This window comes from Pseudomonas sp. ICMP22404, assembly GCF_006227205.1.
Lineage (GTDB): Bacteria > Pseudomonadota > Gammaproteobacteria > Pseudomonadales > Pseudomonadaceae > Aquipseudomonas.
Genome location: NZ_VCNG01000001.1, coordinates 590,995 through 614,594, shown reverse-complemented (window position 1 = coordinate 614,594; position 23,600 = coordinate 590,995). Strand labels below are relative to the sequence as shown.

Genomic DNA, 23,600 nt, shown 5'->3' with positions numbered 1-23,600 from the left:
TACAGCGCCGTGAGTGGTCAGGACAGGCCCGAACAAACGCGCAGCCGTCCAGCGGCTGCGCGCTTTTTGTTCAACTGGACTGGGCCTGGCTGTCCTCCTGCATATCGTCCAGGTATTCCGGCTGGTCCGTCTGGCCCGGCAGCTCGGTCACGACGCTGAAGTCGCTGATCTCGATAGCACCCTCCCCGTGGCCCAGCAAATGGAAGGAAAAGGCTTTGCGGGTCTGCGGGTTATCGAAACGGATGTTCATCACCAGCGGTTGTTCGGACGTCACCGCTACATCGGTCGGCAGTTCCATCGGCACATCCTGCTCGAACTCCTTGGCCTTGAGGGAAATATAGGCCGTATGGTCCGTCTCGATGGCGCGGATGCTCAGGCTGACGCGGGTCTGCGAACCCTGGGGCATTTCCAGGTATTGGGCGCCGATCAGGTTGTCGGTCCAGTCGTTGGAAACCTGGGCGGGAAGTGGAATTTTCTCGGTGCTGCCGAATTGATAATGCTGGTTCAGAGGCGTGCGTAGCAGGGTCTGGTTGAGGGCCGTTGCCCGTGCGCTGATCAGCCTGGCCCGCTGGTCGCTGTAGTGCCCGCCGTAGGTCGCCCGGTCGGCGATGAAACCTTCGCTGGCGTAGTAGCGGCAACGCTGCAGGAAATCGCATTCGGTGAACGTGCCCTTGCCGTCGTGGTAGCGCAGCATGCCATTGGTGAACGACATGATTTCCCGTCCCGTTGTGTAGTCCCTGAACATCGAACGACCGGACAGCGACGCAGGCACCGGGAAACCGAAGTAGTCGAGGATCGAGGCGGTGAGGTCGACGTGCCCATAGGTGCCTGGCTTGATGCGCGGCAAGGGTTCCGGCGCCAGCGTCAGGTTGAATCCCCAGGATGACGCCAAGCGTACATCGTCGATGCCATGGGACTCGTCCGAGGTGATCACCACCAAGGTGTCTTTCAGGATGCCCTGGCGTTCCAGCCCGATGAGGAAGTTATCCAGCGCATCGTCCAGGTAACCCACGGCGGCCTGTTTGGCGGTTTCATAGCGCTGCAGGTAGTCATCCGGTGCGGAGTAGGGCTGATGCGTGCCCACGGTCAGCAGGGTGAGCATCCAGGGTTTGTCCGTTTGTTGCAGGTGTTCGACGTAGTCCAGCGCGCCTTCGAAGAAGGTCTTGTCGTCCTTGCCCCAGGGAAACTCCAGGTAAGCGGGTTGGGTGAACCATTCCATACCCAGGGTCGTATCGAAGCCGATGTGGGGCATGATCCGGTCCTTGGCCATGAACCGCAGGCCCGCACCCTGGAGGAAATGCGTGGCAAAGCCATGCTGGCGCAACTGGGCCGGCAGGCAGTCCTGGTTGCGCTGGGTCTGGTTGAGCATTTCGACGCCCTTGGGCGTGCCATCGTCGAGCTTGTCGTAGTCGCCACACAACATCGAGTACAGGCCGCGGATGGTCTGGTGGCTGTGCAGGACATAATCGGGCGTGTTCATGCCTCGCTCGGCCCAGGCACTGAGGCGCGGCATGGGGCTATCCTGATAACCGGCTTTCAGGGCCTGGCGGTTGGTTTCTATATAGGCACCCGGTATGCCTTCCAGGGCGATGACCAGCACGTTGCGCGCCTGGCCTGGCGCGGTCAGCAGTTTCTCTCCATCAAGGTCCAGCCGGGTAAGGCCTTCCATCGGCGGGATCTGGGCGTCTGTATCGCCTTCAAGCCAGTGCTGGATCCGGTCCTGCCCGGTTGCGACCGCCGCCGTGGCGAGTTGATGGGGTAGATTGAACACGTTCCACTGGTCCGCCCCGGTGGGGCGCCAGGATTGTACGGTGCCGTGGACCAGCAGGAGCAGCGCCGGCAATGCCCAGGCGTGGCGTGGCAAGGGCAGTGCGCGGTGTGAGCGGCCTGGCCATTGCACCATCAGCCAGAGCGCCAGCGCTGTCAGTTGCAGCGTGGCCAACCAGGGATGGGCGAAGCCGCCGCTGCTGGAGTTTTCGACGAATTGCGGATCGGTCAGGTAGTGCAGGTCCGAGGGGTTGGGCATGCGTCCGACGGCGCTGATCAACTCGATGTTGGCCAACGTCAGCGCGGTCCAGGCCAGCAACACAGGCAAGGCCAGCCAGAGGGGGCGGCGGTAAAGCAGCGCTAGCAGCAAGCCGCCAACGCCCAGGTCGGACAGGTAGCCCAACGGATCGGACCAACCCAGTGCGATACGCATTGCGAGGGGAACGATCAGGACCAGGCTGCCCAAAGTGATCAAAGGGGCGAAGGGGGAAAAGAGTCCGCGTAAAAAAACGTTCACGAAAACAGGCCTTGTACGGAGTCTGGAACCAGGCACACAGCCTTGTGGGAGCGAGCCTGCTCGCGATAGCTACGGGTCATTCATATGGATGGCGACTGATTCACCGCTATCGCGAGCAGGCTCGCTCCCACAGGATTCTGTGCTGTTTATTAGTCATCAAAGGGTAATGATGGGCGCGATGGTAGCAAGCTTGTTCATCAGTAGCCGGGTCGTGACGCTACGGTTCGTTTGCTCAGGCCCTACAATGGCCGTGCGGCGCTGCTTTGCGGCGTTTGGAAAACTTGTATCAGGATTTCTCATCGGGGGATGGATGGACAGGTTTCAGGAAATGCAGGTGTTTATTGCTGTTGCCCAGGAGTCGGGTTTTTCGGCGGCATCGCGGCGCTTGGGTCTGTCGGCAGCCAGTGTCACCCGTGCGGTGGCAGCGTTGGAGCAACGCATCGGCACGCCGTTGCTGGTTCGCACCACCCGCAACGTGTACCTGAGCGAAGCCGGCCAGCGCTTTCTGGAGGACAGTCGCCGGATCCTGGGCGATCTACAGGAAGCCGAGGATTCGGCGGCCGGCAGCCATGCCCAGCCCAGGGGGCAACTGACGATCACCGCACCGGTGCTGTTCGGTCAGTTGTTCGTCACGCCCCTGCTGGTGGAATACCTGCAGCAGTATCCGGAAGTCAGCATCAATGCCTTGCTGCTGGACCGCAACGTCAACATGGTCGAGGAAGGCATGGACATTGCCGTGCGCATCGGCGAGCTGCCCGACAGCAATCAGCACGCCGTCCGCGTCGGTGAAGTGCGGCGGGTCGTCTGCGGCTCTCCCACGTTTTTCGCTCAGCACGGTCGACCCCAGCATCCGCAAGCGCTTGAGCGACTGCCGGTAGTGGCCTCTTCGGCCATTGGCCAGGTCAGAAGCTGGACCTTCCTCGATGCCGGGCAACCGCTGGCGGTCCGGCCAGTGCCTCGGTTGGTGGTCACCGCCAATCAGGCCGCCATTACGGCAGCCTGCCAGGGTCTGGGAATGACCCGTGTGCTGTCTTATCAAGTGGCGGGGGAGATCGCCAGCGGGGAGCTGGAAATCGTCCTGGCCGATTTTGAACTGCCGCCCCTGCCGATTCATGTGCTGTACCAGGGGGGGCGCAATGCACCGGCTCGGGTTCGCAGTTTTGTCGATTTCACGGTCAGCGCCCTGCGTAGACACCCGGCCTTGAGAAACTAATGCATTGTTTCGCTGAAGGAAATAATGGATTGCGTTTACGGGTGATTCTCTAGCTTTTAATTGAGGAGGAAGATGACGCCATCGATGCCGTTCTGCTGACGGCGTCATTTCCAGCGGAGTCGACCATGAACCCTATCAAGCTCTATCACTTCCCGCTTTCCGGACATGCCCACCGTGTGCAATTGATGCTTTCGCTGCTCGAGTTGCCAGTCGAGGTCATCTTCATCGATCTGGCCAAGGGGGCGCATAAACAGGCGGACTTCCTGGCCCTCAACCCATTTGGTCAGGTACCAGTGATCGACGATGACGGCGTGGTACTGGCCGACTCCAACGCCATCCTGGTGTACCTGGCGCAGAAATATGGCAAGGGCCGCTGGCTTCCGAGCGACCCGGTGGGTGCCGCTCAGGTGCAGCGCTGGTTATCGACGGCAGCTGGCGCAATCCATACGGGGCCAGCCACCGCGCGGCTGATCACGGTGTTCGGTGCGCCTTATAACGCCGAGGAGGTGATCGCCCGGTCCCACGGTCTGTTGAAAGTCGTCGATCAACATTTGAGCAGCAACACCTGGCTGGCGGGTGATGCGCCTACCATCGCCGATGTCGCCGGCTACACCTACATCGCCCATGCGCCGGAGGGCAACGTGTCGCTGGACGACTACGTCCATGTCCGCGAGTGGCTGGCGCGGATCGAGGCCCTGCCCGGGTTCGTGGGCATGCCGCGTACGGCTGTCGGTTTGCAGAAACACGTCTGAGCGTAGTCTGTCGCACGTGGGAAGGGCCGTTGGGCATACGGCGGCCCTGCCCTCGTGGTGACACATGAAAACTTCGGCGCAATGGTGTGGCCCTATGCCCGTTCGGTGCAAGACACGGTAATCTGCCGGGTTTTAGCGGGTGATGAAGGTTCATGACTTTTCTTTTCCGGACATCGCTGGCACTCGTCGCGCTGCTTTTGCAGGGCTGCGAGCAACCCCCCGCCGCGCCCCTCGATCAACAACTCTATATCTGGCAACGCCAGTGGACGCCGGCCCACGCATCGGCGCTGCGCCAGAGCCATCAGGACTTCTCAAGCTTGCGGGTGTTGGCCTTGCAGGCGTTTCCCCGTGCGGGCTGGAGCCGTGCGCGGATCGATCCGGCCTTGCTCAAGGCCGATGGCCGACCGCTGATTGCGGTGATCCGCCTGGACGGTCAGCTCGGAACGCTGGATCGGGACGAGGTCATTGCGCAGATCCAGCAAGTGCTGAGTGACTGGCAAGCCCAGGGTCTGACACCGGTGGGCGTGGAGATCGACCATGACGCCGGTAACGCGCGGTTGCCGGCCTATGGGACATTCCTGAGCCAGTTGCGCCAGACCTTGCCGTCTACTTTGCGGTTGAGTATCACGGCCTTGCCGGCCTGGCTCGACAGCCCCGCGCTGCCCGGGTTGTTGGAGGCCGTGGACAGCAGCGTGCTACAGGTCCATGCGGTGAGCGACCCGCGGCAGGGGTTGTTCGATCCGAAACAGGCCCGGCACTGGGCCGAGCGCTGGAGCAAGGTCACCCGGCGGCCGTTCTACCTGGCCCTGCCGGCTTATGGCGTGGCGCTGTTGACCCAAGAGAGCGGCGTGCCAGTGGTTGAAAGCGAAGTGCCCATCGACCGAGGAGGCGAGCGGCTGGAACTGCTGGCAGACCCGCAACAGGTGGCTGGCCTGGCCGCGGATCTGCGTGCCGAACCGCCGAAACACCTGGCTGGCTTGATCTGGTTTCGCTTGCCGCTGGCGGGTGACCGCCGTGTCTGGAGCCTGACCACCCTCGGCGCGGTGGCTCGAGGAGACAAACTGGACAGCCACCTGGCCCTGGCGGTGGAGGAAAAAGACGGTTTGTACGATATCCGGTTGGCCAATCGGGGCAATCTCGACAGCCCCTGGCCCCAACGCGTGACACTTGCCGTTGGTGCATGTGATGGGGTCGATGCCTTGGCGGGTTATACGTTGCAACAAACCCCCGGACTGCTTACCTTCACCCGCATTCAGGAAGGTCGCCTCGCTGCCGGTGCCCAACGGGCCATGGGTTGGGCGCGCTGTACAAAAATTGAACAAGGAGCTTTCAATGTCTACCCGTAAATGGCCTCGTCGTTTGCTCTGCCCGGTGTTTTGTATGAGCCTCGGCTTGCCGTTGGGCCAGGCGTTGGCCTGTGGTCCGGAGTTTCCGATGCGCTTGCTGGACAACCGCGCCCAATCCTTGGCCGAATTACCCGAAGGCAGCTTTCGCTTCGAGATCAAGCGTCTTGGCCATGCCATCGCGGGACTCAAGCCGGCCAGTGAGGCGACGCGCAATCCGGATTACAACTACGACGACATGTCTGCCTACGTGGCACAGCGCAGCGAGGCTGAACGGATTGGCCTGACCCCACCGCAGCAAGCGTTGGTGGAGCGGTTGCGGGCGTTGACCGACGTCGACGAGGTCGCGGCGCAAGCAGCGAACCTGCCGGCCGAGCTACGGTTGTACGCCATCGGCGCGGCCGCCTTTGGTGCCGGTGAAAACCAGAGGGCTGCCCAGGCGTTCAAGGAGTTGCTGGCATTGCCAGCGGACCAGCGCCCGTTGCGCAGTACCTGGGCGGCCTATTCCCTGGGGCGGGCTTTGTTTGCCGTGAGTACCGAGGCGGGCAATGAAGATCCGGCGGCGTCGCGGGATCAGGCCCGTGCGGCGTTTCGCCAGGTCCGAGACCTGAGCGTTGCCGGCTTCAGTGATCCGCTGGAGCTGGCTATCGCCAGTCTCGGCGAAGAAGCCAGGGTAGCCTATACCGCAGACGACTGGGACAGTGCTATCAAGCTGTATGCGACCCAGTCGCTGCACGGTTCCGAGGTCGGTTACAGCTCGTTGTTGTATCTGGCGGCGGACCTGAATGGCCAGCCGGATGATCGCCTGAGGGAGTTGCTCAAGAGCGAAGCCGTGCAGCGGTTGGTGACGAGCTACTTGCTCAGCCGCGTCAGTTGGTGGGATGGGGAGGAGCCATCCGGTGATAAAAGGCTGGTCAAGCTGCTGCAAGCCAGTAGTCACGGCAATCTGGACGATGCCGATCGGCTGGCGGCGGTGAGCTACCAGCACGGCGATTACGCCAGCGCCAAAGCCTTTGTGGAAAAAGCCGGCGACAGCGGATTGGCCTGGTGGCTGCGGGCCAAACTGGCGGTGCGTGACGGTGACAAGACGGCGGCGGCTGCGGCCTATTCCAAGGCGGCCCAGGCGTTTCCAAAGGACGAATCCTGGGGCAATCGGCGCACGCCGGATTGGGATTACGAAACGGTGCAGCCCAAGTGCCGGGTCGAAGGCGAGAGCGCGATCCTGGCCCTGCAACGGGGTGATTACCTGCAAGCGTTCGATCAGCTTTACCGTGGCCAGGGCAACTACTGGTACGACGCCGCTGCAGTCGCCGAGCGGGTACTGACCGCAGAGGAATTGAAACAGTACGTCGACGCCCAGGTCCCGGCGCCACCGCCATTGAGCCAGCAGGATCGCGACAACTACGTGCAACTGCCGGTCGCCGCCCAGTTGCGCAACCTGCTGGGCCGTCGCTTGTTGCGGGAAGGGCGGTATGACGAGGCACCGGCTTACTTCGATAACCCCGATCTGCAGAACAAGGCCCGGGCCTACGGGCAACTGCGCCAGGAGGCAGAGTCCAAATGGTGGCCGACCCGGCGCGCCGAGGCGTATTTCTATGCGTCCAGGATGGCGCGCGATTGGGGCATGGAGATGCTCGGTTACGAGATGGCGCCGGACTATGCCGTCATGGGAGGCGGCTACAGCCTGGAGCCGGTTGAGCTGAAGGTCGGGCCGTTGGTGGCCGAAGGGGAGGTGCAACGCCAGCAGGCCAGCGCCGCGCAACCGAACGAGCGCTATCACTACCGTTTTGTCGCCACCGCCCTGGCAAGCAAGGCGGCGGACAATGTGCCCCATACCAGCCAGGCATTTGCGGCGGTGTTGTGCAGAGCCGTGGCGTACAACTCGAGTCTCGAGGAACAAAGCGCGTTGTATCAGCGCTACGTGAAAGAAGGTCCTTATGTGACGTGGGCTGGGGATTTCGGTCATCAGTGCCAGGAGCCGGATTTCCGTGCGGCTGACAAACGCTACGTGACCCAAGCCCTCGATCCGATTCGTTCCGAGTTGCGTCCCTACAAACGTTGGTTGCAGATCGGCGGCGTGCTGTTTGTAGTCGCAAGCGCGTTGGGCCTGATCAGTCGACGTCGTCGCAAGGCGCAGAGTTCGGCTGGCTGACTTCGATCTATTTGAAAACCTCGTGGCGAGGGGATAAATCCCCGCGCCACAAAGGCCCTGTTCATCTCACCGGTTTTGCCATCCAACATGAAGAATTAAAAACAGAAATTTCACAGCTATGGTTATAAGGTAACGCCTTATAACGAAGCGGTGGTGAAGTCTGTCCACACGCCCGGTTTTTGATCGCCACAAGTGCTGGGGTGGTATGCAAGTCGATCTTGATGTCGAGGGGACACAGGTGGCCGAGTGGCCACGCTTTCAGCAGGCACAATCTCAGGGGCGGCGTCTGAAGCGGATCGCTTTTGCCCTGGCCGTCCTGGCGGGTCTGGGGTTGGTGACGGGGTTCTTTGTCGGGCTGTTTTCGCCGCAATCAATATGGCCGGCCTTGTTGGCGAGTCAAAGCGCAGCGTTGCTGGTGTTGGTGGCCGGTCTGCAATCCGCCTGGTGGGTGACGCAGTGGCGCAACAGGGCATTGCTACCGGCGTTATCGACGGCGCAGATCCCAACCGTCGAGCGTGAACCGATTGATCAATCCGGCTGGTATGAGCGACTTCTGGAGCGCATCAGCGCGCGGTGGATCGGCTTGCTGAAACAGATCGGCGCGCCGACGTTGTGGTTGGCCGGTTGGGCAGGGGTGGTTCTGTTGAGCCTGGAACAAGCCTGGAATCTGGCGTTGCCGGCGACCACGCTTGGTGCGTCGGCCAGTGTCGGGGCAGCGCTTTCATTATTGCTGGCGTTCGGCTTGTTGGTATTTGAACGGCAACTGGCGCAGCAACCCACCCTTGAATGGCCGGAAGCGCTGCCGTTGGCGCAGCTGACCCGCCTGGCGATTATCGTGCTGGTGCTCGGCGCACTGTGTCTGTTGTTCGCCGGCGAATCGTCCGTCTGGCCGGTGCGCCTGGCGGTGCTGATGGGGGTGTTGCCGGGGCTGGCGGCGGCGGAGCTGTTGCTGCGGGCTGTGCTGTCATTGTTCAGCCCACGCCGGGATTCCCTGGAACCCACCTTGCTGGGTCGCAGCGTCATCGCCGACCTGCTGCGCTGGCCCCCACAGCCGTTGCTGGCCCTGCAGCACGAATTGCACAATCGTTTTGGCATCGACCTGCGTCAGATCTGGGCGTTCAGCTACATGCGCCGCGCTTTTTTGCCGGTGCTGGCGCTGGTGTCGCTGGTGGGTTGGCTGCTCACGGGCGTGCATGAAGTACCGCTGCAAGGGCGCGGTATCTACGAGCGTTTTGGTAAGCCGGTGGAAGTGTTCGGTCCTGGCCTGCAGTTCGGCTTGCCCTGGCCGTTGGGTCGGGTGCTTAACGTCGAAAACGGCATCGTCCATGAACTGGCCACCAGCGTGGGCGAAAGCGGGGCGGGCACCGAGACCGAGTCGGCGGAAGGTCCAGCACCGGCGATAGCCAATCGCTTGTGGGACGCCAGCCATGTGAACGATAAATCCCAAGTGATTGCCAGCCGTCGTGCCGATCAGCAGAGCTTCCAGATCGTCAACATGGATGTGCGTTTTGTCTATCGCATTGGTCTCACCGATGCGGCGGCGCTGGCCGCCACCTACAACAGCGCCGACATCCCCACACTGATTCGCAGCACCGCCAGCCGCGTCTTGGTGCATGAGTTTGCCTCGCGCACGCTGGATGGTTTGCTGGGAGCAGATCGGGTCAGCCTGGCCGATGAAATCGGTCGGGCTGTACAAGCCGATTTGCAGAGGCTCGACAGTGGCGTGGAAATCCTCGCCACTGTCGTCGAAGCGATCCACCCACCAGCGGGTGCGGCTAATGCCTACCATGGCGTGCAAGCGGCGCAGATCGGCGCCCAGGCTTTGATTGCCCGGGAGCGCGGCGCTGCCGCGGAGCAGACCAACCAGGCACAACTGCAAGCCAGTATTGCCCACGACCAGGCCCAGGCCACTGCCCGGGAAATCAACGCGACCGCCCAGGCTTCCGACTTGCGCTTCACTGCTGAACGCAAAGCCTACGCCACGGCCGGCCACGCCTTTGTGCTGGAGCAGTACCTCAGCCAACTGAGCCGGGGCCTTGGCAGTGCCAAGTTGCTGATTCTCGATCACCGTCTGGGCGGCAGCGGCAACGCGCCGACCATCGACCTGCGCACTTTCACGCTTCCGGCAGATCCCGCATCGCCGCGTAACCTTGTCCAGCCAGGAGCTGCCCATTGAGCCAGTCTTCTTCCCACGATCATCACGATCATCACGATCACACCGGTCATGATCACGGCCATGCCGGTCATCATCATGGACATCACCATCATCATCACGGGGATCCGCAGGAGGCCGGGCCATTTCCCTGGCGGCGCATGGGTTGGGCGGCGCTGCTGGTAGCGTTTGCCGTTGCGGCCGCGAGCCTGGTCCAGGTGCGTTCGGGGGAGGCGACCGTGATCACCCGTTTCGGCAATCCGGCACGGGTGCTGCTGCAACCTGGCCTGGGGTGGCGCTGGCCGGCGCCGTTCGAGGCGGCGATTCCGGTGGACTTGCGGCTGCGCACCACGTCCAGCGGGCTGCAGGATGTCGGTACCCGTGACGGCTTGCGCATCATCGTTCAAGCCTACGTGGCGTGGCAGGTTCAGGGTGATCCAGATAACGTCCAACGCTTCATGCGTGCTGTACAGAACCAACCGGACGAAGCCGCCCGGCAGATTCGCACCTTCGTGGGCTCGGCCCTGGAAACCACGGCTGCCAGTTTTGACCTGGCGAATCTGGTGAACACCGACGCCAGCCAGGTACGCATCGGCGATTTTGAAGCGCAGTTGCGCCAGCAGATCGAACAGCAGTTGCTCGCCACCTATGGCGTGCGAGTACTGCAAGTGGGCATTGAGCGTCTGACGTTGCCTTCGGTGACGTTGACCGCGACGGTGGATCGCATGCGTGCCGAGCGGGAAACCATCGCCACTGAACGCACCGCCATCGGTAAACGCGAAGCCGCGCAAATTCGCTCCGCCGCCGAACGCGATGCGCGGATCGTGCAGGCTGACGCCACAGTGAAAGCCGCCGATATCGAGGCCCAGTCCCGAGTAGAAGCCGCTGAAATCTATGGCAGGGCCTATGCCGGTTCGCCTCAGCTTTACAACCTGCTGCGTTCGCTGGACACCTTGGGCACCATTGTCAGCCCCAGTACCAAACTGATCCTGCGCACGGATGCGGCGCCGTTCAGGGTGCTGGTGGACGGTCCGCCGTCTGTGGAACTTAAAGGTGGAACACAACCATGAGTGTGGTTCCACGTGGAACAAATGAGTTATCCAGCCCCTGGATTCAGGCTGGACGCGTGGCATTCCTGGCGCTTTACGCTGTCACGATCCTGGCTGCGTTGGCCTGGGTCTTTTCCAATGTTCGGCAGATCGACCCTCAAAACCGAGCCGTGGTACTGCACTTTGGCGCGCTGGATCGCATTCAGAATGCCGGGCTCCTATTGGCATGGCCGCGTCCAGTGGAACAAGTGATCCTGCTTCCGGCAGCGGATCGGGTCTTGGAGCGCCGCGTGGAAAACCTGCTGCGCTCGGATGCGGCCTTGCAGGCTGATCGTGTCGCCAGTTTTGCCTCGCCGGTCAGCGATGCCCTGGCCGGCTCTGGCTATTTACTAACCGGTGACGCCGGGGTGGTGCAGCTGGATGTGCGGGTGTTCTACAAAGTCACCGAACCTTATGCGTTCGTCTTGCAGGGTGAGCACGTCCTGCCAGCACTGGATCGCCTGGTCACCCGCAGCGCGGTGACCCTCGCAGCGGCTCGGGACTTGGACACAATTCTGGTCGCCCGTCCTGAACTGATCGGCAGTGACAACCAGGCCGCCGAACGCCGCGAACGCCTGCGCGGCGATCTCGTGCAAGGCATCAACCGACGGCTGGCCGATCTTGCCGCTACGGGGCAGGGGCTGGGGATCGAAGTGGTACGGGTCGATGTTCAGTCGAGTTTGCCGGGCCCTGCGGTAAGCGCGTTCAATGCGGTGCTGACGGCCAGTCAGCAGGCCGACAAAGCCGTTGCCAATGCCCGCACCGAAGCCGAGAAACTGACCCAGACCGCTCGCCAGGATTCCGACCGCGTCCTGCAGGTGGCTCACGCCCAGGCCAGCGAACGGCTCGCCAAGGCCTCGGCCGACACCGCTACGGTGCTCAGCCTGGCGAAGACCAAAGACGCTGATCCGCAACTGCTGCTGCGCCTGTATCGCGAGCGCATGCCCGGCATTCTCCGCCAAGCCGGGTCAGTGACCACGGTCGACCCGAAAGACGATTCCCGCCTGATCATTCAGGGAGCTGAGCAATGAGCGCGCAAACTGCCGCCGTTCCGATGTTGTCTTCCGCTGAGCAACGCACGGCCGCTCGCCAGTTGACCCTGGCGATGCTTGCCCTCGGTCTGCTTGCGCTAGGTCTGGTATGGCGCGGCTGGTCGCCGGAGCAGACCGGGGTCAGCCAGTTGCTGTTGGGTGTCGCTTCGCTGTTGGTCGCGGTGCCGGTGATGCGCTCGGCGTGGTATAGCCTGCGTTATCCGAGTCTGCATGGCATCACCGATCAGTTGATCGCCTTGGCGATGCTGGGGGCTTGGGCCACGGGGGATCTGCTGACGGCTGCGCTGCTGCCGATCATCATGATTTTCGGCCATGTGTTGGAAGAGCGCAGCGTCATCGGTTCCCAGGAAGCCATCCACGCCTTGGGTCAACTGACGCGCAGCCTGGGACGCAAGGTGCTGGCCGATGGCTCGATCATTGAAGTCGACAACGCCACGCTACGGCCCGGCGATACGGTCGAGGTGCGTGCCGGTGATCGCGTACCGGCTGACGGACGAGTGTTGTCCGGCCAGGCCAGCCTCGACACTGCGCCTATTACCGGTGAATCCGTGCCGCTGGAAGCGGTGATGGGCACCGAGGTGTTCGGTGGGGCGATCAATCTCGATGGATTGCTGCGTCTGGAAGTGACCCGCACCGGGCACGAGTCGACGCTGGGCAAGGTTATCGCCCTGATGCAAAACGCCGAACGCTCCAAGCCGCCCATCACCCGGTTGCTGGAGCGTTATGCTGGCAGCTACCTGGTGTTGGTGCTGTTGCTGGCGGCGGTGACCTGGTTCATTACCAACGATGCCCAGGCGATGCTGGCTGTGTTAGTGGCGGCCTGTCCTTGTGCCCTGGTGTTGTCGGCGCCGGCGACCGCTATTGCAGGGATTGCAGTGGCGGCACGCCATGGCATCCTGATCCGCAGCTCGGCTTTTCTCGAAGAGCTTGCGGACCTGACATCACTGGTTGTCGATAAGACCGGAACCCTGACCTACGGCACCTTGCGCCTGCAATCCATCGAAAGTGCAGAGAGCGATCAGCCGTCCCTGTTGCCATTGGCCGCCAGCCTTGGTTCCGCCAGCAGCCATCCGGTCAGCCGGGCGTTGGCTGGGCTGGTGGAGCAGGAAAAATATCTGCCATTGACGGACATTCACGAGCGTCAGGGCCTGGGTGTAGTGGCGATGACCAGCCAGGGCGAAGCGGCTCTTGGTCGACCTGAGTTGTTTGCTCAGCTGGGCATCGAAACGTCAACGGTACCTGATCATGACGGCCCGATTGCCGGGCTGGCCCTGGATGGACGGTTCCTTGCCTGGCTGTTGCTGGCCGATAGCGTCAAGCCGGAAGCGCAGGTCGCCATGGCTGAGCTGCGGACGCTGGGCCTGGGACGGCAACTGTTGCTGACGGGTGATCGGCGGAGCGTGGCCACTACGCTTGCCCGCGAAGTGGGAATCGCCGATGTGCAGGCCCAGGCCTTGCCGGAGGACAAACTCAAGCGAGTCATGACAGAAATCGACAACGGCTTTCGCCCCATGGTCGTCGGCGACGGCATCAATGATTCGCTGGCGCTCAAGGCCGGGGTAGTGGGTGTCGCCATGGGGGCGGGTGGAGCGGACATTGCCCTGGCGTCTGCGGACATCGTCCTGATCGGCAGCGACCTGAGGCGGCTCGGTACCTGCGTGCGGCTCAGCCGCCAATGCCGGCATACGCTTCAGGTCAACGTGATCATTGGCCTGGGCTGGACGCTGGCGATTGTCGCCTTTGCTGCCTTCGGCTGGCTTGGCGCGGCGGGGGCAATGATCGCGGCGCTGCTGCATAACCTGAGCACGTTGCTGGTATTGGGAAATGCCGGAAGGCTGCTACGCTTTCAGGAACCGTTGCTGAAGGTCCAGGACGAGGGGTAGAACTTGTCCGTGGAACTTGCAGTCCATGGTGGGAGAGGGTCCAAACAGTTGGCAGTACCGGCTCAAGGAGCGAATTCGGGCGACGATAGAAAAAGGCTATAAATTCGATAGCCTGCTATTTTTCTACGATGGTCTACCCTCATTTCAGATGTCTGAAACAAGGGGGGTTATTTCATGCTCGCGCAACTTCCACCGGCCTTACAGAATCTCCAATTGTCGCTTCGGCTGCGGCTCTGGGACGGCCACGAATTCACGCTGGGCGCCGATCCCAGCGTCACGATCGTGGTCAAGGACCCACAGATGGTCGCGCAACTCACCCATCCCAGCCTGGATGCGCTGGGGGCGGCGTTTGTCGAAGGCAAGCTCGAACTCGAAGGCTCGATCAGCGAAGTGATCCGGGTCTGCGATGAATGGAGCCAGGCCCTGGTGGACGAAGAGGGCGATAGCCTGCCGGTACGTTCAGTCCACGACAAGGAAACCGACGCCAAGGCGATTTCCTATCACTACGACCTTTCCAACGCGTTTTATCAACTGTGGCTCGACAGCGACATGGCCTATTCCTGCGCCTATTTCGAAACGGGCAGCGAAACCATCGAGCAGGCCCAACAAGCCAAGTTCCGTCACCTGTGCCGCAAACTGCGGCTGCAGCCCGGTGAATACATGCTGGATGTCGGTTGCGGATGGGGTGGGTTGGCGCGTTATGCGGCACGGGAATTCGGCGTGAGGGTCTTCGGTATCACCTTGAGCAAAGCGCAACTGGCCCTGGCCCGGGAGCGGGTCAAAGCGGAGGGCCTGGAGGACCAGGTGGAATTGCAGTTGCTGGATTACCGGGACCTTCCGCAGGACGGTCGCTTCGACAAGGTCGTCAGCGTTGGCATGTTCGAGCATGTGGGGCACGCCAATCTGGAGCAGTACTGCAAGACGTTGTTTGGTGCGGTCCGCGAGGGTGGGCTGGTAATGAACCATGGCATCACAGCCAAACATACTGATGGCCGTCCGGTCGGACGCGGCGCGGGGGACTTCATCGAGAAGTACGTTTTCCCCAATGGGGAGCTGCCGCACCTGTCGATGATTTCAGCCCAGATCAGTGAGGCCGGGTTGGAAATTGTCGATGTGGAGAGCTTGCGCTTGCACTACGCGCGCACCTTGGATCACTGGAGTGAGCGGCTCGAAGACAATCTGGAGGCCGCGTCGAAAGAGGTGCCGCAGCAGGCGCTGCGAATCTGGCGCTTGTACCTGGCCGGATGCGCCTATGCATTCGCCAAGGGGTGGATCAATCTGCATCAGATCCTGGCGGTGAAGGCTTATGCCGATGGCAGCCATGACTTGCCTTGGACCCGAGACGATATCTACACCCCTTAAAGGATCGGCGAAATAAGTCGGGCGACCCGCATGCCGATTTTCTGTAGGCGGTGGGTTTCCCGGCTTTCCTCTTTGGCGACTTCGTGGGCTTGAGCGAGGTCTTTTTCGAGCATCTGCTCGACCTCGGTGGCGAAGGGAATATCCACCGTCAGCAACATCACTTCGAAATTCAACCGGAACGAACGATTGTCCAGGTTAGCGCTGCCGATGGCGCTGATTTCCCGGTCGATCAGTACCACTTTCTGATGCAGGAAACCTGGCTTGTAGCGGAAGACGCGCACACCGGCGCGGACCGCTTCGAATGCGTACAGGCTGGAGGCGGCGTAGACGATCTTATGGTCCGGTCGTGAAGGCAGGAGGATGCGCACGTCCACCCCGCGCAGCACCGCCAGGCGCAATGCGGCGAATACCGACTCATCAGGAATGAAGTAGGGCGTAGTGATCCAGACCCGTTCGCTGGCGGCATGGATGGCTTCGACGAAAAAAAGCGAGCAGGTTTCCTGGGCATCCGCCGGCCCGCTGGCCAGCAACTGGCAGAGCACGCCGTCATCGGGGTAAGTGTCCGGCAGGATCAAGGGGGGCAATGAACGGGCAGCCCAGAACCAGTCTTCAGCAAATGACTCCTGCATGCTCGCCACCACGGGGCCGCGTACTTCGACATGGGTGTCGCGCCACGGCGACAATGGTGGCATCTCCCCCATGTATTCGTCCCCCACGTTGTGCCCGCCGACGAACCCCAGCACACCGTCCACCGTGACGATCTTGCGGTGGTTACGAAAGTTGACCTGGAAACGATTGAGCCAGCCGCTGCGGGTGGCGAACGCCTTGACGTGGACACCCCCATCGCGCAATGCCTGGACATAGCGGTGGGGCAGGGAATGGCTGCCGATCCGGTCATACAATAGATACACCGCTACACCTTCGGCGGCTTTCTTTAAAAGCAGCGTCTGCAGGCGTTGGCCAAGTCGGTCGTCATGGATGATGAAGAACTGGATCAGCACCGCTTCACGGGCGCTTTCGATGGCCCGGAAAATGGCCTCGAACGTGGCGTGACCGTTGACGAGCAAACGCACTTCGTTGTTTGCCAGGCAGGGGGTGCGACCCAGTTTGGGCATGGCGCGTAGCGAGTCGTAGGCCTGGGAGGCACGGGCAGTCAGGGCCTCTTCGACCCATGGGCGCCAATTCAGCTCGGACACGGCCTTGCGCATTTCTTCGTTGGCTTGCCGGCGTGCCTTGATGTAACCATCAAAGGTGCTGCGACCGAACACCAGATAAGGAATCAACGTCAGGTAGGGGATGAACACCAGTGACAGGGCCCAGGCGATCGAGCCTTGGGCGGTGCGCACCGTAAGCACGGCATGCACCGCGGCGATGGAACCCAGGGTATGAAGCAACGCAATCAGGTAACCGAAAACATGCGGTCCGAAATAATCCATGGGGCAGCCTTGCTCCTGAAGTTTCAATGCCTAACAGACCATGTTCCATGACGAATGTCGCTAATTAATTCACCGCCGCCGAGCTTGAACCGAAGCCCGTAGGCGGCGTCTAACGGCCACTTGTCCTCTGGAGTTCTTGCAATGAATGTTCGTCTGCTGGGTTTGGCCTTGGCGGTTGGCTTGTCAGTTCCTGTGGCGGCTCAGGCACAGATGCTTCAGCCAGGTTTGTGGGAACTGACTTCAAGCAACATGAAAGTCGATAACCAGAACCTGCCAGACCTGCAACTTATTCTCGGCCAGTTGCAGAACCAGATCACCCCGGAGCAGCGGGCGATGCTGGAAAAGCAGGGCATTACCATGGGTGGGAAGGGGATTCGGGTATGCCTGACGCCGGCCCAAGTCCAAACCAATGACATCCCGCTGCAAGATCCGCAGTCGGGATGCAAACAGCAGATCACCGAGCGCACCGGCAATCAGTGGAAGTTTCGCTTCAGTTGCCCGAAAGCCCAGGGTAACGGCATCGCCACCTTTCAGAGCGATCGGGAATTTACCACCAAGGTCAATGGCACCTTCAATGCCACCGGTATCCAGCAGAATGGCAGCCTCGATACCCGCGCCGTGTGGTTGGGGCAGGATTGCGGAACGGTCAAGCCGAGGGCTTGACCGCTGTGTAGGTGAAACTGACGGTTACGGCTTGGACAGCGCGTCGTACAGCGTGTTGAGGTTGTATTCGAACAGGCCGGTGAAGGTACTGGCCGGTCCGCTGGCGGCGAGGGCGTCGGAGTACAGCGTACCGCCAATGTGCGCGCCGCTTTCATCAGCGATCTGCTTCAGCAGGCGGGTGTCCTTGATGTTTTCCATGAACACCGCTTTGACGTGTGCCTGACGAATCTGGGTGATCAGCGCTGCGACTTCGGCGGCTGACGGCTCGCGTTCGGTGGACAGTCCCTGGGGTGCCATGAAGTCGATGCCATAGGCCTGACCCAGATAACCGAATGCGTCGTGAGACGTCACGATCTTCCTGTTGCCAGGCGGCAGGGAACCGAGCTTGGCTTTGGCATCGGCAAGCAGCGCATAAATCTTCTTCAGGTACGCCTGGCTGTTGCGCTCATAGTCGGCTTTGTTGGCTGGGTCGGCGACTTCCAGTGCCTTGGTGATATTGCGCACGTACAGCTCGGCATTCGCCAGGTTGTGCCAGGCGTGTGGGTCCGGAACGGTCTCACCGTCTTCATCCAATGAGCGCGGAATCACGCCTCGGCTGGCACTGATAACCGGCGCGCCGGTTTCGGTGCTGGTGACCAGGCGATCCAGCCACGGCTCGAAGCCCAGTCCATTCTTGATGATCAATTTTGCACCGAGCAGCGCCTTGGCATCGTCCGGCGTCGGTTCATACGTGTGCGCATCGGCGTCTGGTCCGACCATGTTGGTGATCTGGATATGCTCGCCACCGACCTGTCGGGTTATGTCGGCGAGAATGCTGAAGCTGGTGACCACCTGAAGTTTCTCGGCAGCGGACAAGGACATCGACAGCATCAGACTGAACAGCACGAGCAGAACGCGCATCGGGAAACACCTCATGGGGATGTGAGCAGGGGCGGGCGGCGCAGCAGACCGTGTACCGGACCGACTATCACGGACAGTAGATAAAACATCCCCGCAACCAGCACGATGGCCGGACCGCTGGGCAGCGAGAAATAGAAGGACAACAACAGGCCAAACCAGACCGAGAGGCAACCGAGCAGCGCAGCGATGGCCATCAGGGGCGGTAAGCGACGACTCCAGAACCGCGAGGCGGCGGCCGGCAACATCATCAGGCCGACCACCATGAGGGCGCCAATGGCCTGAAAGCCGATCACCAGGTTCAGCACCACCAAGGTCAGGAATACACCATGGGCCAACGGGCCTAGACGGCTGACGGTTTGCAGGAACAGCGGATCCAGCGTGTCGAGTAATAAAGGGCGGTAGATCAGCGCCATGGCAATCAGGCTCGCCGCCGACACCCAAAGCATGCCGGTCAGAGTCGGGCCGTCCACCGCCAAGGCTGATCCGAATAACAGGTGCAGCAGGTCCAGGCGTTTACCGGCCACGCCGAGGATCAGCACGCCAGCCGCCAGTGAGATGGGATAGATTGCCGCGAGACTCGCATCTTCCCGCAGACCCGTTCGACGGGTGACCCACGCCGCAAGCCCGGCCATGCCCAGGCCCGCGCCGAGGCCGCCCAAGGTCAAGGCGGGCAGGCTCAGTCCCGCGAACCAGAAGCCCAGCGCGGCGCCGGGCAGGATGCCGTGGGCCACGGCGTCGCCGATCAGGCTCATGCGTCGCAGGATCAGAAACACCCCCAACGGCGCTGTGCTGCAGGCCAGTACCAGGCCGCCAAGCAACGCTCGGCGCATGAAAACGAATTCCTGGAAGGGCTGCCAGAGATGGGTGGCCGCGAGCATCAAGCCACCTTTATATGAGGTTGTTGGGTAATCACTTCGACGCTGCGACCCAACGTGCAGCCTGTGGCGCTGACCAACAAAGTGTGGGGAATATGCTGGCGTACAGCGGCAAGGTCATGACACACAACCACCAAGGTGCGGCCCTCGGCATGCCAGGTGTGAATGTGTTTCCACAACAACGCCTGACCCTCTTCATCGAGCGCCGCATGGGGTTCATCAAGTAAGAGCAACGGCGCTTCAGCCAGACTCAAGCGAGCGAGTAAAGCGCGTTGTAACTCGCCTCCAGACAACGCCATGAGTGGGCGATTCTCCAGGCCGGTCAACGCCCAGTTCTCCAGCGCCGTTCCGAGTCGCTGGCTTCGCTGGGCCGGTGTGTGTCGACTACCCCAAGCTCCTGCGGCTATTAGCTCTTGCAGGCTGATGGGAAATTGTCGATCCAGGTGTTGCTGCTGCGGCAGGAACGAGACGCCTCCCCGACGTGGAACCGTCAGGGTGAGTTTTCCGGAGAGGGGCTTTTGCAACCCCGCGAGGACTTTCAGCAGGCTGCTTTTGCCCGAACCGTTGGCACCGATGATCGCCGTCAGGCTGCCTGCGGGGCGCTCAACATACAGCTCGGGTGTGAGCGGACGCCCCGGTGGGCCCCAACGCAAGGCTTGGCAACTGATCATGCTGCCTCCCGTGTCCAGCGGCTTTGCGCCACGGCGTCATGGGCATGCAGGCTTTCCGCGTGAACGACGCGCACATTGAGTGCCATGACGTCGGGTGACTGCCTCAAGGCCTGACTCAATCGTCGAGCGGCATCCTCGCAGAACATCAGGTTCTGACCATTGGCGAGGGCGAATGCTTGTTCGTCGGCGCGTTTGACTGCGGTTTGTACCGCGGTGCCCAAGGCGGCTTCGGCCTGATTGATGATCCGTAGCAGCGGCAAGTGGCTGCTACCCGTGCTCAAGCGAATGTTCAGGGAGGCGATGCTGCGTTGGCTGTGTGGCGTAGCAATGATCCCTTGTGAGGAACCCAGCCAGGCCAGAACCTCAGCATGCTCCAAAGATTTATTCGCGAAATCATCCACGAACTGCTGTTGGATCAGCTGCCTGGCAAGTGCCGCCGAGCATGGACAGGTGGATGAGTAGGGTATTTGAATGCTCAGTTCCACGTGGAACACATCATGTTTCAGGTGCGCTTCGATACTCACCGGGTAGCGCTTCCAGCCTGATAACGGACTGACCAGGGCAGGGCGTTTTAGCAGCAATTCGGTGTGAAGGGTCAGGGAGGCGGCTTGTGAAAGGCCTTCATGACTGTCCAGGAAATGCAGTAAGACACGTTGCAACAGCGGGGGAGAAAGCGTCGAGTTTTCGAGCATCTCCAGTGCCAGGTACAGACGGGACATATGGATACCGCGAGCGTCCACATCGTCGAGGCTGACGCCAAGGTCGGCTATAGCACTCAGTTGTTGTCCCTCGATCAACACAGGCAAGGCGACGCCACACATGCCCACCCAATCGAGAGGCAAGGCTTGGCGCGAAGCTTGGGCAGCGATGTCCGGAAGTGCAAACGCATTCATGATCAAGATCCGTCATGGGGTCAAAGCTTATGTTATAGTGTAACAATAAATTCAACCAGATCTTTTTCATGAACAGAGTTTCATGCGGTTCTTATGATCGTTCCACGTGAAACATCAGCGTGAATCCTCGCAGCCGTTTATGCGTCCGCAGATGAATTTACCGGCTGCACCGCCTGAACTGGAAAAGCGATTCAGGGTGGTCCAGCCCACGCGTCGACTGTAACCAACCCAAGCTTCACCGTCGGAGGCCAAGCCCGTGAAGAACGTCAATTGACCGTAACGGCTGGTCGTTTGCGCCCAATGTCGGCTGCCCTTCACCTCAAAACCGCGCAAATAAACCGTGTTCCCTGCCGTCATGACGCTATAGGCATTGCCTTGCTCATCGGAACAAGCCAGCAAGTTCGCGCTGCGTGTGCAGTTTGCCAGTAACGAGGTTCGGGCAGACGCCTCCAGAGCGCCTGACAGCATCAGGCCCGCCAGTACGAATTTCAAAAGAATGCGCATCAGTAATTCTCGAAGAGTTGGAATTTCGGGCTAGCGAGTATTTATCGTTATACTATAACATAAAATAAGTCGCCCTGACCGAAGCGACAACCTGACAAAACGCGCCACAACACACACTTCCAACACGGCCGTCCGATGAGGATATACCTGATGCCCAATCGTCTTCCCGTAACTGTGCTCTCCGGGTTTCTTGGTGCCGGTAAGAGCACGCTGCTCAACTACGTTCTACGAAATCGTGACAACCTGCGTGTTGCGGTCATCGTCAACGATATGAGCGAGATCAATATCGATGGCAGCGAAGTTCAGCGTGATGTCAGCCTGAACCGCGCCGAGGAAAAGCTGGTGGAGATGAGCAACGGTTGCATCTGCTGCACCTTGCGTGAGGACCTGCTGGAAGAAGTCGGGCAACTGGCCAGGGAAGGGCGCTTCGATTATCTGCTGATCGAATCCACCGGTATTTCCGAGCCTTTGCCGGTGGCTGAAACCTTCACGTTCCGTGATGAAGAAGGTCGAAGCCTGGCGGATGTGGCACGGCTCGACACCATGGTGACGGTAGTCGACGGCCTGAACTTCCTGCCGGATTACCAAGCTGCCGAGAACCTTGCATCGCGAGGCGAAACACTGGGCGAGGAAGATGAGCGTTCGATCACGGATCTGCTGATTGAACAGATCGAGTTCGCCGACGTGATTCTGATCAGCAAGATCGACCTGATTAGCCGCCACGAGCGGGAAGAACTGATGGCTATCCTCAAGCGTCTCAACGCTCACGCGAAGATTATGCCCATGGTCATGGGGCAGGTGCCCCTGGGAGAAATCCTCGACACCGGTCGTTTTGACTTCGAGCGTGCGGCTCAAGCGCCCGGCTGGCTGCAGGAGTTGCGTGGCGAGCACTCGCCTGAAACCGAGGAATACGGCATCGCTTCGACAGTCTACCGGGCGCGCGGGCCTTTCCATCCCCAGCGCTTCTTCGACCTGATAGAACGACCCTGGATCAATGGCAAGCTGCTGCGCTCCAAAGGCTTCTTCTGGCTGGCCAGCAAACCTGAAGACGCGGGCAGTTGGTCTCAGGCAGGCGGATTGATGCGACATGGGTTTGCCGGGCGCTGGTGGCGGTTCGTGCCCAAGGATCAATGGCCCCAGGATGCGGAAAGCACCGCGGCCATCATGAAAAACTGGCTGCCCGGCACTGGGGATTGCCGCCAGGAACTGGTCTTCATCGGCCAGAACATCGACTTCGACCTGCTCGCTGAAGAGCTGGACGGATGCCTGCTCACGGATGCGGAAATGGCCCTGGGTATGGAGGGTTGGCGCTTGCTGCCAGACCCGTTCGGCTCCTGGTATGACGAGGTCGCGGCCTGATGCGGGCGCCCACTCTGCAACAGGAGCGCCAGGTTCGGCAGGTTCTGGGCGATACCCCGCGGACCCTGGCGCAGATTCTGGAAGACGGCACCAATCTGGCGGTCTGGCAGCGTCAGCTTCCGGCGCACATCAGTGATTTTGCGGCGTTGGTGCTTTCGATGGATCAAGCGCTGGCCGAGTCGCTGGTGCTCGAGATCCCGGAGGAGGACTCGCAACCTGAACTGAAGGGGCTTGCCGCCGGTTTCAGCGACCTGCACGGCTACGAAGGCTTCGTTGCCGATGTCGCCTGGCTGGTCAGCGCGTTTGCCTGCCTGCTGGGCGCCAAGCGGATCGGCCTGCGCCTGCGGGCGCTGGACAAGGCCATGTGCCCACGCTTTCACGTCGATCATGTGCCGGTGCGGCTGATCACAACGTATGCCGGTGCTGGCAGCGAATGGCTTGAGGAGGGCGTCATGGAACGTCGACGGCTGGCTCAACCTGACGCCGAGCCCCGTGATCGGCAGGTGATCCAGCAGCTGTGCAGTGGCGAAGTGGCGTTGCTAAAAGGTGAAAAGTGGCTGGGCAATGAAGGCTTCGGCCTGATTCATCGCTCGCCGGAGCCGGCCCCGGGAGAACGCCGCTTGATCCTCACGCTGGATTGGCTGGCCTAAGGGTTGAGCCAGATACCCTGGCTTTTCCCCTCACAAAACGGCTTGAGATAAGCGGCGTCGGTGGTGACGCCGTAATAGTGAATATCCTGGCGGTAAGGCATATTGGCGACTTGGGCGTTGCTGCAGATGCCAAAGGCCCCTCCAGGGCACTGATCGACGTATTGCACCTCGACTTTCTGTCCGGCAAGGTTCGGTTGGCAGAAGCCGTCAGCGAACAGTTTGGGCGGGATGTTGCGGTTCTGCTGGCAGACTTTTACATCGAGCCGCTCCGCTTGACTGTGAACCACACAGGCCTGGGCCAGTGCCTGGTTTGAAATCAGCGCCAACAAGCACCAACCGATTATCCGCATCGTTCACCTCCATCAAAA

20 protein-coding genes are annotated in these 23,600 nt (G+C 61.1%); 12 read left to right on the top strand and 8 right to left on the bottom strand.

From position 1 onward, the window contains the following. Window positions 1-70 precede the first annotated feature (70 nt). A complete protein-coding gene (locus tag FGE05_RS02805) occupies window positions 71-2,200 on the bottom strand; it encodes an LTA synthase family protein (protein WP_139641368.1) in 2,130 nt (709 codons plus the stop codon). Window positions 2,201-2,594: 394 nt separating this feature from the next. Between FGE05_RS02805 and FGE05_RS02800 the strand changes: the two genes are divergently transcribed. The 9 genes from FGE05_RS02800 (at window position 2,595) to cfaB (ending at window position 15,281) form a co-directional block, all read left to right on the top strand. Continuing rightward, window positions 2,595-3,497 carry a LysR family transcriptional regulator gene (locus tag FGE05_RS02800; RefSeq protein ID WP_139641367.1) on the top strand — a complete coding sequence of 301 codons (903 nt, stop codon included), beginning with the start codon at window positions 2,595-2,597 and terminating at the stop codon, window positions 3,495-3,497. A gap of 125 nt (window positions 3,498-3,622) precedes the next feature. Continuing rightward, the gene (locus FGE05_RS02795; RefSeq protein ID WP_139641364.1) at window positions 3,623-4,249 is read left to right on the top strand and encodes a glutathione S-transferase family protein; all 627 of its coding nucleotides are present in this window, start codon (window positions 3,623-3,625) and stop codon (window positions 4,247-4,249) included. 152 nt (window positions 4,250-4,401) lie between these two features. Then, a complete protein-coding gene (locus FGE05_RS02790) occupies window positions 4,402-5,595 on the top strand; it encodes a DUF3142 domain-containing protein (protein WP_139641362.1) in 1,194 nt (397 codons plus the stop codon). Further along, a complete protein-coding gene (locus FGE05_RS02785) occupies window positions 5,582-7,744 on the top strand; it encodes a hypothetical protein (protein ID WP_139641360.1) in 2,163 nt (720 codons plus the stop codon). The genes FGE05_RS02790 and FGE05_RS02785 overlap by 14 nt, the downstream gene beginning before the upstream one ends. Before the next feature lie 205 nt (window positions 7,745-7,949). Then, on the top strand, window positions 7,950-9,920 hold the full coding sequence (gene hflK / locus FGE05_RS02780; protein ID WP_139641358.1) for a protease modulator HflK: 1,971 nt from the start codon (window positions 7,950-7,952) through the stop codon (window positions 9,918-9,920). Then, entirely contained in the window at window positions 9,917-10,966 is a 1,050-nt protein-coding gene (gene hflC / locus FGE05_RS02775) for a protease modulator HflC (protein ID WP_139641355.1), read from the top strand. The genes hflK (FGE05_RS02780) and hflC overlap by 4 nt, the downstream gene beginning before the upstream one ends. Next, entirely contained in the window at window positions 10,963-12,015 is a 1,053-nt protein-coding gene (gene hflK, locus FGE05_RS02770; RefSeq protein WP_139641354.1) for a protease modulator HflK, read from the top strand. Before hflC ends, hflK (FGE05_RS02770) begins: the two co-directional genes overlap by 4 nt. Then, window positions 12,012-13,919, top strand: a complete 1,908-nt coding sequence (locus tag FGE05_RS02765; protein ID WP_139641352.1) for a heavy metal translocating P-type ATPase — start codon at window positions 12,012-12,014, stop codon at window positions 13,917-13,919. Before hflK (FGE05_RS02770) ends, FGE05_RS02765 begins: the two co-directional genes overlap by 4 nt. Window positions 13,920-14,093: 174 nt before the next feature. Beyond that, a complete protein-coding gene (cfaB, locus tag FGE05_RS02760; RefSeq protein ID WP_139641350.1) occupies window positions 14,094-15,281 on the top strand; it encodes a C17 cyclopropane fatty acid synthase CfaB in 1,188 nt (395 codons plus the stop codon). Here cfaB and cls read toward each other — a convergent pair. After that, window positions 15,278-16,717, bottom strand: coding sequence for a cardiolipin synthase (gene cls, locus FGE05_RS02755; protein ID WP_139641348.1), 1,440 nt, complete (start codon window positions 16,715-16,717; stop codon window positions 15,278-15,280). The genes cfaB and cls overlap by 4 nt on opposite strands. A gap of 141 nt (window positions 16,718-16,858) precedes the next feature. Here cls and FGE05_RS02750 point away from each other — a divergent pair, with 141 nt between their 5' ends. Further along, complete coding sequence (locus tag FGE05_RS02750) at window positions 16,859-17,380, top strand: DUF3617 domain-containing protein (RefSeq protein WP_139641346.1); 522 nt, start codon at window positions 16,859-16,861, stop codon at window positions 17,378-17,380. 24 nt (window positions 17,381-17,404) lie between these two features. Here the strand turns inward: FGE05_RS02750 and FGE05_RS02745 are convergent, their stop codons facing one another. The 5 genes from FGE05_RS02745 to FGE05_RS02725 all read right to left on the bottom strand — a co-directional run bounded on the left by FGE05_RS02745 (window position 17,405) and on the right by FGE05_RS02725 (window position 21,187). Beyond that, complete coding sequence (locus FGE05_RS02745) at window positions 17,405-18,280, bottom strand: metal ABC transporter substrate-binding protein (RefSeq protein WP_139641344.1); 876 nt, start codon at window positions 18,278-18,280, stop codon at window positions 17,405-17,407. Window positions 18,281-18,291: 11 nt separating this feature from the next. Beyond that, the gene (locus FGE05_RS02740; RefSeq protein ID WP_139641342.1) at window positions 18,292-19,158 is read right to left on the bottom strand and encodes a metal ABC transporter permease; all 867 of its coding nucleotides are present in this window, start codon (window positions 19,156-19,158) and stop codon (window positions 18,292-18,294) included. Continuing rightward, window positions 19,158-19,826, bottom strand: coding sequence for a metal ABC transporter ATP-binding protein (locus FGE05_RS02735; RefSeq protein ID WP_139641341.1), 669 nt, complete (start codon window positions 19,824-19,826; stop codon window positions 19,158-19,160). The genes FGE05_RS02740 and FGE05_RS02735 overlap by 1 nt, the downstream gene beginning before the upstream one ends. Further along, window positions 19,823-20,719: a GTP cyclohydrolase FolE2 gene (gene folE2 / locus FGE05_RS02730; RefSeq protein ID WP_139641339.1), complete on the bottom strand. Its 897-nt coding sequence runs from the start codon at window positions 20,717-20,719 to the stop codon at window positions 19,823-19,825. The genes FGE05_RS02735 and folE2 overlap by 4 nt, the downstream gene beginning before the upstream one ends. 114 nt (window positions 20,720-20,833) lie before the next feature. Continuing rightward, window positions 20,834-21,187, bottom strand: coding sequence for a glutamine synthetase (locus FGE05_RS02725; protein WP_373682428.1), 354 nt, complete (start codon window positions 21,185-21,187; stop codon window positions 20,834-20,836). A 186-nt stretch (window positions 21,188-21,373) separates the two neighbouring features. On the opposite strand from FGE05_RS02725, the gene zigA reads away from it, so the two are divergent. Together zigA and FGE05_RS02715 are read left to right on the top strand one after the other, a co-directional pair. Then, window positions 21,374-22,582, top strand: a complete 1,209-nt coding sequence (gene zigA, locus FGE05_RS02720; RefSeq protein ID WP_139641335.1) for a zinc metallochaperone GTPase ZigA — start codon at window positions 21,374-21,376, stop codon at window positions 22,580-22,582. After that, window positions 22,582-23,232 carry a DUF1826 domain-containing protein gene (locus tag FGE05_RS02715; protein WP_139641333.1) on the top strand — a complete coding sequence of 217 codons (651 nt, stop codon included), beginning with the start codon at window positions 22,582-22,584 and terminating at the stop codon, window positions 23,230-23,232. The genes zigA and FGE05_RS02715 overlap by 1 nt, the downstream gene beginning before the upstream one ends. On the opposite strand, the gene FGE05_RS02710 is transcribed toward FGE05_RS02715, so the two are convergent. Further along, complete coding sequence (locus FGE05_RS02710) at window positions 23,229-23,582, bottom strand: NADH:ubiquinone oxidoreductase (RefSeq protein WP_139641331.1); 354 nt, start codon at window positions 23,580-23,582, stop codon at window positions 23,229-23,231. The genes FGE05_RS02715 and FGE05_RS02710 overlap by 4 nt on opposite strands. Window positions 23,583-23,600 lie beyond the last annotated feature (18 nt).

What these genes read in the sequence shown, in the direction of transcription:
- FGE05_RS02725 (WP_373682428.1), bottom strand. Translation starts at nt 21,187, where the DNA reads ATGCTGTCAGGCGCTCTGGAGGCGTCTGCCCGAACCTCGTTACTGGCA.
- FGE05_RS02790 (WP_139641362.1), top strand. Translation starts at nt 4,402, where the DNA reads ATGACTTTTCTTTTCCGGACATCGCTGGCACTCGTCGCGCTGCTTTTG.
- folE2 (WP_139641339.1), bottom strand. Translation starts at nt 20,719, where the DNA reads ATGAATGCGTTTGCACTTCCGGACATCGCTGCCCAAGCTTCGCGCCAA.
- FGE05_RS02745 (WP_139641344.1), bottom strand. Translation starts at nt 18,280, where the DNA reads ATGCGCGTTCTGCTCGTGCTGTTCAGTCTGATGCTGTCGATGTCCTTG.
- FGE05_RS02750 (WP_139641346.1), top strand. Translation starts at nt 16,859, where the DNA reads ATGAATGTTCGTCTGCTGGGTTTGGCCTTGGCGGTTGGCTTGTCAGTT.
- FGE05_RS02785 (WP_139641360.1), top strand. Translation starts at nt 5,582, where the DNA reads ATGTCTACCCGTAAATGGCCTCGTCGTTTGCTCTGCCCGGTGTTTTGT.
- cfaB (WP_139641350.1), top strand. Translation starts at nt 14,094, where the DNA reads ATGCTCGCGCAACTTCCACCGGCCTTACAGAATCTCCAATTGTCGCTT.
- hflK (WP_139641358.1), top strand. Translation starts at nt 7,950, where the DNA reads ATGCAAGTCGATCTTGATGTCGAGGGGACACAGGTGGCCGAGTGGCCA.
- FGE05_RS02765 (WP_139641352.1), top strand. Translation starts at nt 12,012, where the DNA reads ATGAGCGCGCAAACTGCCGCCGTTCCGATGTTGTCTTCCGCTGAGCAA.
- FGE05_RS02795 (WP_139641364.1), top strand. Translation starts at nt 3,623, where the DNA reads ATGAACCCTATCAAGCTCTATCACTTCCCGCTTTCCGGACATGCCCAC.
- FGE05_RS02805 (WP_139641368.1), bottom strand. Translation starts at nt 2,200, where the DNA reads ATGCGTATCGCACTGGGTTGGTCCGATCCGTTGGGCTACCTGTCCGAC.
- FGE05_RS02735 (WP_139641341.1), bottom strand. Translation starts at nt 19,826, where the DNA reads ATGATCAGTTGCCAAGCCTTGCGTTGGGGCCCACCGGGGCGTCCGCTC.
- hflK (WP_139641354.1), top strand. Translation starts at nt 10,963, where the DNA reads ATGAGTGTGGTTCCACGTGGAACAAATGAGTTATCCAGCCCCTGGATT.
- zigA (WP_139641335.1), top strand. Translation starts at nt 21,374, where the DNA reads ATGCCCAATCGTCTTCCCGTAACTGTGCTCTCCGGGTTTCTTGGTGCC.
- FGE05_RS02710 (WP_139641331.1), bottom strand. Translation starts at nt 23,582, where the DNA reads ATGCGGATAATCGGTTGGTGCTTGTTGGCGCTGATTTCAAACCAGGCA.
- FGE05_RS02740 (WP_139641342.1), bottom strand. Translation starts at nt 19,158, where the DNA reads ATGCTCGCGGCCACCCATCTCTGGCAGCCCTTCCAGGAATTCGTTTTC.
- FGE05_RS02800 (WP_139641367.1), top strand. Translation starts at nt 2,595, where the DNA reads ATGGACAGGTTTCAGGAAATGCAGGTGTTTATTGCTGTTGCCCAGGAG.
- FGE05_RS02715 (WP_139641333.1), top strand. Translation starts at nt 22,582, where the DNA reads ATGCGGGCGCCCACTCTGCAACAGGAGCGCCAGGTTCGGCAGGTTCTG.
- cls (WP_139641348.1), bottom strand. Translation starts at nt 16,717, where the DNA reads ATGGATTATTTCGGACCGCATGTTTTCGGTTACCTGATTGCGTTGCTT.